The 8,976-nt window shown below is 69.3% G+C and carries 8 protein-coding genes and 2 pseudogenes; 6 read left to right on the top strand and 4 right to left on the bottom strand.

All coding sequences use genetic code 11. The features are described from left to right. Together QK444_RS26345 and QK444_RS26350 are read left to right on the top strand one after the other, a co-directional pair. Positions 1–279: pseudogene (locus QK444_RS26345) on the top strand (GntR family transcriptional regulator); the annotation flags it as partial. Beyond that, entirely contained in the window at positions 260–961 is a 702-nt protein-coding gene (locus tag QK444_RS26350) for a sterol desaturase family protein (protein WP_282784721.1), read from the top strand. The pseudogene QK444_RS26345 and the gene QK444_RS26350, both read left to right, overlap by 20 nt. Before the next feature lie 11 nt (positions 962–972). Here QK444_RS26350 and QK444_RS26355 read toward each other — a convergent pair whose 3' ends face one another. Continuing rightward, positions 973–1,608, bottom strand: coding sequence for a response regulator transcription factor (locus tag QK444_RS26355; RefSeq protein WP_282784733.1), 636 nt, complete (start codon positions 1,606–1,608; stop codon positions 973–975). Beyond that, positions 1,608–2,771 (bottom strand): histidine kinase, encoded by a 1,164-nt coding sequence (locus QK444_RS26360; RefSeq protein WP_282784723.1) that lies wholly within the window; start codon positions 2,769–2,771, stop codon positions 1,608–1,610. Before QK444_RS26360 ends, QK444_RS26355 begins: the two co-directional genes overlap by 1 nt. A gap of 131 nt (positions 2,772–2,902) precedes the next feature. Here QK444_RS26360 and QK444_RS26365 point away from each other — a divergent pair, with 131 nt between their 5' ends. Together QK444_RS26365 and QK444_RS26370 are read left to right on the top strand one after the other, a co-directional pair. Beyond that, a complete protein-coding gene (locus tag QK444_RS26365) occupies positions 2,903–3,859 on the top strand; it encodes an SDR family oxidoreductase (RefSeq protein ID WP_282784724.1) in 957 nt (318 codons plus the stop codon). Positions 3,860–3,982: 123 nt separating this feature from the next. Next, positions 3,983–4,282 carry a DUF1540 domain-containing protein gene (locus QK444_RS26370; protein WP_029930094.1) on the top strand — a complete coding sequence of 100 codons (300 nt, stop codon included), beginning with the start codon at positions 3,983–3,985 and terminating at the stop codon, positions 4,280–4,282. Between the two features lie 68 nt (positions 4,283–4,350). Here the strand turns inward: QK444_RS26370 and QK444_RS26375 are convergent, their stop codons facing one another. Together QK444_RS26375 and QK444_RS26380 are read right to left on the bottom strand one after the other, a co-directional pair. Beyond that, complete coding sequence (locus QK444_RS26375; protein WP_282784727.1) at positions 4,351–5,067, bottom strand: hypothetical protein; 717 nt, start codon at positions 5,065–5,067, stop codon at positions 4,351–4,353. 175 nt (positions 5,068–5,242) lie between these two features. Next, positions 5,243–6,664, bottom strand: coding sequence for a short-chain fatty acyl-CoA regulator family protein (locus QK444_RS26380; protein WP_282784729.1), 1,422 nt, complete (start codon positions 6,662–6,664; stop codon positions 5,243–5,245). Between the two features lie 390 nt (positions 6,665–7,054). On the opposite strand from QK444_RS26380, the pseudogene QK444_RS26385 reads away from it, so the two are divergent. Both QK444_RS26385 and QK444_RS26390 read left to right on the top strand, forming a co-directional pair. Beyond that, positions 7,055–7,615, top strand: a pseudogene (locus QK444_RS26385) (hypothetical protein); the annotation flags it as partial. Positions 7,616–8,079: 464 nt separating this feature from the next. Continuing rightward, positions 8,080–8,895 (top strand): alpha/beta fold hydrolase, encoded by an 816-nt coding sequence (locus QK444_RS26390; protein ID WP_282784731.1) that lies wholly within the window; start codon positions 8,080–8,082, stop codon positions 8,893–8,895. Positions 8,896–8,976: the final 81 nt, after the last annotated feature.

Here is an 8,976-nt window from a genome sequence, read left to right on the forward strand (position 1 = left end):
TGGGATCACCTGGTGGATGCCGCCGACTCCATCGTCTACCGGCTGCTCTACAACAATCTGCGCGCCGTCTACGAGCCCGCCATCGAGGCGCTCGCGGTGCTCATGGCCGCCGAGGTCACCCGCGTCGATCGCTATCGCGCCATCGCCGATGCCGTCGCGGCGCGCGACAGCACCGCCGCCCGCACCGCCGCCACCGATCTACTGTCCACGGCGACAACGGAATTCGCCACACTTATTCGCCGTCTACAGGAGGCGCCCGATGAACCCGAACGATCCTGACCGCGCCGCCCGAGCCCGGCTGGCCGCCGATGAGGCGGCGTCCGCCCGCCGCGCTACACTCTCCCTGCCCGACGCCTTCCGGGTATTCGTGCGGCAGCCCTCGCCGTGGATCATCGCGGCCCTGTTCGCGACGGCGCTCGCGGCCCGGATCGCGGTGGGGGACTGGCGGATCACCGACGCCCTGGTGCCGGTGGTGATGCTGGCGCTGTTCCCGCTCGTCGAATGGCTCATCCACGTCTGCGTGCTGCACTGGCGGCCGCGCCGGATCGGCCGTCTCACCGTCGATTCGCTGCTGGCGCGCAAACACCGGGAGCACCACCGCGATCCGCGCGATATCCCGCTGATCTTCATCCCCTGGCAGACCTTCCTGTGGCTCATCCCGGTGCTGGTCACCATTGCCGCCCTGGCCTTTCCACGGCCCGGCCTGGGCCTGACCTTCCTGGTGGTGCTCGCTCTGCTCGGCCTCAACTACGAGTGGACCCACTACCTCGTGCACACCGACTACCAGCCCAGCGGCCGGCTCTACCGCGCCGTCCGCCGCAACCACCGCCTGCACCACTTCAAGAACGAGCACTACTGGTTCACGGTCACCACCTCCGGCACCGCCGATCGAATGCTGCGCACCTACCCGGACCCCGGTGCGACCCCCAACTCGCCGACCGCGAAAGCCTTGCACCAGTAGGCAGGTGCGCGTCAGCGCCGACCGTGTCCGAGCAGAGCGAGCCGGACGCGGTTGTCGGCGCCGGTCTTGGCCATCAGGTTGGTGACGTGGGTTTTGACGGTGGTGATGCCGACGTGCAGCCGGTTCGCGATCTCGGTGTTCGACAGGCCCTCGGCCACCAGGTCGAGCACCTCCCGCTCGCGGGCGGTGAGATCGGCGACGGGTGCGGCGGGATCGGCCTCCGTGCGCGCCGTCACCGCCGAATCCAGCACGCGCCGTAGCACTTCCGGTGTGAAGGGATGGTCGCCCGCCGCGGCGCGGCGGATACCCGCCAACAGGTCCGCCGGGGAGGCGTCCTTCACCAGGAAACCGCAGGCTCCGGCGGCGAGTGCGGGGTACAGGTGATCGTCGTCGTCGAAGGTGGTCAGCACGACCACGCGGGCGGTCGGCCGGTCGGCGAGAATGCACGCGGTGGCGCGGATGCCGTCCATACCGGGCATGCGCAGATCCATCAGCACCACATCGGGGGTGAGCCGCGCGGCCAACCGCACGGCCTCGGCTCCGGTGGCGGCCTCGGCGACCACCTCGAGGTCGTCGGCGGTCTGGCAGAGCATCCGCAGTCCGGCGCGGACCAGCTGCTGATCGTCGACGACGAGTACCCGGACGATCACGGCGCGACTCGCGACCGGGTGGGCAGCTGCGCGGTGACCCGCCAGCCGCCGGTGACGGCTGCGGCGGTGAACGCCCCGCCGAGCAGTTCCACGCGTTCGCGCAGGCCGATCAGGCCGACGCCGGGCGGACCGTCGCCGGTGCGCGCCGCCGAACCCTGGTCGCGCAGTGTGAAATCCACCTTCTCATCATGGCGGACGATCGTCAGGGCGGCCCGTGCCCCGGGCCCCGCATGCCGCACGGTGTTCGCCAATCCCTCCTGGGTGAGGCGCAGCAGTGTCAGTCCGGTGAGGGCGTCCACGTCGGTGATCGCGGCGTCCACCTCCGCGTGCGTCCGAATGCCCAGCCGCCGTGCGCGTTCCACGGCGGCGGCGAGGGCGTCGGGCAGATCCGCGGGCGCGAGGAAGGATTCGTCATCGCCGTTCGGATCACGCAGGACGGTCACGAGCTTGCGCAGATCCGCCAGCGTTTCCCTGCCGCTGGCATGAATATCGTCGAGCACCTCGAGGACGGCGGGTGGGGCGTCGGGCAGCGCGTGGCGCGCGATGCCGACCCGCAGCACGGTGGAGGACACGTGGTGTGCGATGAGGTCGTGCAATTCCCGTGCGATGGCGGTGCGTTCCAGCGCCCGCGCGGCGGCCACCTCGGATTCGCGGCGCTGGGCCAGTTCGTGGGCTTGGTGTCGCGCGCGTGCGGCGCTGTCGCGCGCGGTGCGCAGCAGGGAGCCGATGAGCAGTGGCAGTCCGGCCATGACCGCGGCGCGGTACGCGGTGGCGGCCGCGCTCTCACCCGGATGCAGCAGGTACGCACCGGCGAGTACCGCCGCGCCGAGCAGCGGCCGCCAACCCCGGTGCCGCGCGGCGAGTTCGGTGAGCGCGATGGCGGCGGCCACCTTGGCGACCACCGGGCCGGTGTGCCCGAATTCGAAGCCGACCATGAGCACGGCGGTGGTGGTCAGCGCCGTGGCCAGCGGCCAGCGCACCCCACCGGCGGTGAGCAGCACCGAGGCAAGGGCGATGGCCCAGTCGAGCGGGTCGGTGGTTCGGGTGAGCAGCAGCAGGCATCCGGCCGCCAGTGCGGTCAGCACCAGCAGTCGGATCGGAATCGACCGGGCGTCGAGCATCCACTCGATACCGCGCCGCATTCCGGTCGACTCCACCACCTTTCACATCATGCCCGCTCACACCCGCCCCCGCGTCTCCTCCCGAGGGAGGAGACGGCTCCTCCCCGCGGCCGCCGGGAGGAGCCGCCGGTCGGATCCGCGGCGGGGCGCGGCGGGGCACGGTGGACGTCATGAACGATGCGACCGACACTCCGCCCACCGCGGACGACCACTCGAAACCCAACCGCCGCAAGCTGTTCGGCCTCACCGCCTCCGGCCTGGCGGTCGGCGCGGCGGCCGGATTGGCCGGGGGAGTGGCGCTGGGGGCCGACTCCAACCCGCCCCCGGTGCCGTCGATCGGGAGACGGCGCTTCGAGAACCAGGTGGTGCTCATCACCGGCGCGACCTCCGGCATCGGCGCGGCGGCGGCCCGGCAGTTCGCCGCCGAGGGGGCACGGGTCGCCTTCTGCGGTCGCCGGGTCGATCGCGGTCAGGCGGTGGAGCGGGAGATTCGCGCGGCGGGCGGGGAGGCCACCTATATTCGCGCCGATGTGCTGGTCGAGAACGAGGTGCGCGAATTCGTCGATACCGCCGTGCGGATCTACAACGGGCTGGACGTGGCGTTCAACAATGCGGGCATCACCATTCAGAAGAAACTGCACGAATACAGCGCCGAGGATTTCGATCGCGTGGTCGGCACCAATCTGCGCGGAGTTTTCCTGGCGATGAAATACCAAGTGCCGCATATGCTCCGCGGCGGTGGCGGCACCATTGTGGTGACATCCTCGAGCAATGCGCTGGCCACCGATGCCGGTCGCGCCGCCTATACCGCGAGCAAGCGGGCGCTGGTCGGTCTGGTGCAGTCGGCGGCCCTGGATTACGCGGCTGCCGGAATCCGGGTGAACACCCTGGTCCCGGGCACCACGGACACCGAACTGGTCTGGCGGGCGGGTGGTCTGGAGTCCATGCCCGCCGATGCGCGGCAGGTGTTCTTGAAACAGTGGGCCAGTTCGAATGTTCCGGGCCTCGGTCGCCTTGCCACCCCGGAGGAGATCGCCGCTTTCGCACTCACCCTCGCCGCACCCGAACACACCTATCTCACGGGTGCGCAACTGGTGATCGACGGCGGGAAAACGGCGCACGCCTGAATAGGGTCCGGAGTGCACAGGCAAGGCTGACCTTGCTGTTTATCGGGACGGAACCGATATAGGATCACTGTCGGATCCCCCGTGGGTCAGCCCACCCACGGGCCCAACGGCACGGAGGAATTCATGACCACATTGGAAATGCCTCACGTCAGCGAATGTACGGTCAGCGACTGCTCGTACAACCACGATGGCTGCCACGCCTACGCGATCAATGTGGCCGGGGAGAACGGCCACGCCGACTGCACCACCTTCATTCCGCTCTCGAGCAAAGGCGGGCTGGATCGCGTCACCTCCATGGTCGGCGCCTGCCAGCGCGCCGACTGCACCCACAACAAGGATCTCGAATGCACCGCGCCGGAGATCCGGGTCGGCCTCGGTGCGTCCGACCATACGGCGAACTGCCTGACCTACACACCGGCCTGACGGCCGCGGCAGACAGCGCGACTCGACCGTAGCGATGCGGTCGGGCCGCGCTGGCCGCTGTGCGGATATCAGAAGTAGACGCCCGGTACGCAGTAGCCCGTAACCAGCTGGCGGTCGCCGTAGCGGACGGCGGCCGAGTCCCACTGTGCGCCCAGGCCGCGGACGAAGGCCCGCGCCACCTCGAGATCGGCACGGTCGGCGATCAGGACGAGTGTGCCGTCCTCGGTGACCGAGCCGCCGCCGAGCCGTTCCCGCGCCACCGGATCCGCCAGCAGGGCATTGTGCACGCGCGATAGTTCGACACCCGGCACCCGGACGAGGAACCCGTCGGCGCGCTCGTCGTCGGCCGGGAGGAACTCGATGCCAACCACGGCTTCCTGGTTGTAGCGCACCCGCAGGTCGTCGGCGATCCAGCACAGATTGTCGCGCCCGGTGCAGGCCAGTTCGAAACGACGGGCGGGCTCATAGGTGAGCTGGCGGGACTGCGCCGACCAGTAGACGCCGTCGACGGGTTCGGAGTACACCGTGAGCCCGAGCTCCATGGCCGCCGTGAGATTCACTTCCAACTCGAACTGGGTGAGCGGATCATCCATCCGGGGATCGGCCGGGTCGGTGATGGTGGCGGTATTCCACGTGCCGATCAGCTCCGCGGTGGGCCGCAACGGATCGTCGGGCGCACACGACCACGGTCCGTACGCGTGGGCGGTACCACCGCCCGCCGTCAACAGTGCGCCGGTGAGCGCGACTACGACAGCCAACGCGGCGACGATTCTGCTGCTGATCATTGCGGCCGCACCGTTCTCCAGAATCTATTCATGCGCAGTGTAGGACCGGACCGCCCGCCCCGGCAGCGCATTGACCAGGATCGCCACACCGCGAGCGGGTGTCGATACCGTCGTGCACCGTGCCCGCCGCCGTCCGGCCTTCGACATCGTGCGGTGTCGGCAGCTCCGGCCGCTGTCAGTGGGGCAGGCGCGGGTAGGGCAGGTCGGTGCAGGTGGTTTCGCTGACCGCCAAGGGGCGTCCGATCTGGGGGAAGGCGCGTTGCGGACAGGCGGGGCGTTCGCACACCTTGCAGCCCGCGCCGATCGGGACCGCGGCGGCGGGGTCGTCGAGTTGCAGTCCCTGGGAGTACACCAGGCGGTCCGCGTACTCCAGATCGCAGCCGAGGCCGATGGCGAATTCCTTGGGACCGGTGCCGAATCCGTGCGGGGCGGGATGGGTGGTGCGCGCGATCCACAGGTAGCGGCGGCCGTCGGGCATGGACGCCACCTGGGTGAGGGTGCGGCCCGGATTGGCGAACGCCTCGTAGACCACCCACAGCGGACAGCTGCCGCCCACCCGGGAGAAGTGGAATGCGGTGGCGGACTGGCGTTTCGAGATGTTCCCGGCGCGGTCGGTGCGGATGAGGAAGAACGGCACCCCGCGATGTCCCTGCCGCTGCAGTGTGCTCAGCCGATGACACACCGTTTCGAAGCCGACCTCGAAGCGCAGGGCGAGCAGGTCGATGTCGTAGCGCAGTTCCTCGGCGCTGCGCAGGAACTTCCCGTAGGGGAGGACGAGCGCCCCGGCGAAGTAGTTGGCCAGTCCGATGCGGGCCAGCGCGCGGGATTCGCCCGCCAGCGACGGGGTTTCGTCGAGCACCTCGTCGAGGAGCTGGCCGTAGAGCAGGAAGGCGAGGGTGGTGGCGATCTGGAAGGCGCGCTGTCCGGGGCGTAGCCGCCGCGCCAGGGTGAGAGTCCGGGTTTCCTTGTCGTAGTGGCGCTTCGGGATATTCGGGTCGGCTCCGTCGCCGCGCACCAGGACGGTCACACCCGCGCGTTCCTCGGCCACCCGCGCCAGCTGCCGGTCCAGTGAGCCGATGGTGAGCCCGCATTCCTCGAACAGCCGCTCGGCGGCCAGGTCCACGTGGGCGATGTGATTGTGGTGGTCGTAGAAGAAGTCCCGCACATCCTCGTAGGGCATGGGCACGCCGGGCGCGCCGGTGGGCGCGGCCACCTTGGAGGACAGCAGATCCAGTTGGTCGGTGGCGGCCCGTAGCCGCCGGTGCATGGCGACGATGATCTTGGCGACCTCGGGTAATCGGGTGGCCAGGTCTTCGACCTCGGCGACCGGCGCGGAGTTGCCGCCGCTGGCCTCGACGAGCACCTCGTGCAGATCCGAGACCAGCCGGGCATCGGAGTCCGCGGCGAAGAACTGCACATCGAGGTCGAAGGTCGAATTCAGTTTCAGCAGCACGGGAATCGTGAGGGGTCGCTGATCGCGCTCCAGCTGGTTGAGGTAGCTGGGGGACAGATCCAGGGACTTCGCCAGCGCGGCCTGGGTCATCCGCCGTTCCTCGCGCAACCGCCGTAGTCGGGCACCCGCATACATCTTGCGCACGCGTGGAACTCTACCCAGATGACTTCGCAATCATCGCAATTTCGCGCGGGTTCGTAGCCGGAAATCTGCTACTGCAAGGTATTTTCACGCCACGCGGAGAGTGCGTAGCGTGCGAAGAAAGAACGGTTGCTCCATTGATGAGCAAAACACATGAAGACCCATATAGTACGTGTTCTCGCCGTCGCCGAGGCGTTTCCGCGGCAGGAATCTCGAGCGGGAACGTTTGCCGAGGTCGCTGCCGGCCCACGGTACCGACCTGCTCAGCGGTCGAGTACGAGCGCCTGCGCGGCGATCACCGTGGCCGGTCGCCCGCTCATGATCGCGTGTGTTCGGGCCAGTTGTTGCCGACTGGCTCTGTATTCGCAGACCAGTTGTCGACATATTGGTCGAATGTTGCTTCGACGGTTGATCGCGCTCTATGTCGGATTGGTGCTCTACGGGCTGTCGATGGCCGTCATGATTCGAGCCGGGCTGGGTTTGGATCCGTGGGATGTGTTCCATCAGGGCGTGGACCTGCGGGTGCCGATCAGTTTCGGGGCGGTGGTCGCCGTGACCGGGGTGGCGGTGCTACTGGCCTGGATTCCGCTGCGGCAGCGGCCAGGTCTGGGAACGGTGAGCAATGTGGTGGTCATCGCGGTGGCCGTGGACGCCGGGTTGTGGCTGCTGCCGCAGGTGCACGGGCTGGGCTGGCGGATCGCCGCCATGGGGATCGCGGTCGTGGCCAACGCCGTCGCGACGGTGCTCTACATCGGCGCGGGCATGGGCCCCGGACCGCGGGACGGCCTGATGACCGGACTGGTACGCCGCACCGGTCGACCGGTCTGGATGATCCGCACCGGCATCGAGGCCACCGTGCTGGCCACCGGCTGGCTGCTCGGCGGCAGCGTGGGCATCGGAACCCTGGTCTACGCCTTCGGAATCGGCCCGCTCATCCAACTGATGATCCCGTTCGTGGACGACTGGCTGCCGGGCTTCCGTGATCCGGACAGCGCCGCGCCGCAACAGCCGTCACCCGCCGCCGGTGTGCCGGCCGGCCGTGTCCACCGCCCCCAGCAGCGGATGTTCTTCCCGCCGGAACGGTCCACCACGACGGCCTCCGCCCGTGGTCCCGCCGTGAACGCGTACAGCGCCAGACCCGAATACGTGTTGACGGCCAGGAGAATCGCGAACGTCAGCGCCAGCGCCAGGGCTCTGCGGGGGTGCATCGACCCACCGTAGGCGCGATGGGGGCGGCGGGTCGCTGCGCGGTGCGGCCGAACGGTGGCGGTGCTCGTGTACGCATCCGGTCGCGTGGTCGAGCGCAGCAGGCGTAGTTCCGGCCGCCAGCAGTGATACGTCTTGGACGGTCGCGTTTGTGCTGCGGCAGACTGGGAGCCGACGGACAATAGGGTCCGGCTCGGCACACGGAGGACACCATGGCGAAACCCGGCCCATCCGCGCAACTGGACGTCACCGAGGGGGCGCTGGCGCACAACCTGCCCTATCTCGCGCTGGGTTCCGGTCGGCCGCTGGTATTCCTGCGCTGGTTCACCCCCGACCATGCCAATCCGACCGGCTGGATGCGGACCTCGGAGATCAAGACGTTGAGTCCGCTCGCCCGGCACTTCCGCGTCTACGCGGTGAACCGGGCGCCCGGCACCCCGGCGGGCACCACCATGGCCGATATCGCCGACCAGCACGCCGAGGCGCTGCACAAGGAATTCGGTGAACCCGTGGATGTGATCGGCGTCAGCTCCGGCGGTTCGGTCGCACTGCAACTGGCCGCCGACCATCCGGAGGCGGTGCGGCGGCTGGTGGTCGTCTCCTCCGGCTACCGGCTGGAACCGCACGTGCGGGAGGCGCAGCTGAACTACGCGCGGGCCGTCGAGTCCGGGCGGCGCGGGATGCACCACATCGCGGGCGAAACCATCCAGAACCCCGTGGCCGCGCGCCTGGTGGCCGCGGTGGCGTGGCTGCTCGACCCGCTGGCGCGGCCGCACGACCCCGCCGCCACCGCCGCGTTCATCCGCGCCGAGGACGCCTTCGACCTCACCGATCGGCTGGGTGAGATCAGCGCGCCCACCCTCGTCCTCGGCGGTGACAAGGACGCGGCCTACCCGGTGCGGAACCTGGAGCTCACCGCCGCGGGCATTCCGGGCGCTCGCGCGCGGGTGTATCCCGGCGCCTCGCACATGGGCGCGATCAAGGACCCGCGGCTGGTCGCCGACGTGGTGGAATTCCTCACGGACTGAGGCACGGCGGACCGAGGCAGGGCGGAACCAGGCAGGCGGACCGAGACGTATGGGAAGGTCCGCGGCCCTAGGCCGCGGGCC

Source organism: Nocardia sp. CC201C (assembly GCF_030010695.1).
Lineage (GTDB): Bacteria > Actinomycetota > Actinomycetes > Mycobacteriales > Mycobacteriaceae > Nocardia > Nocardia otitidiscaviarum.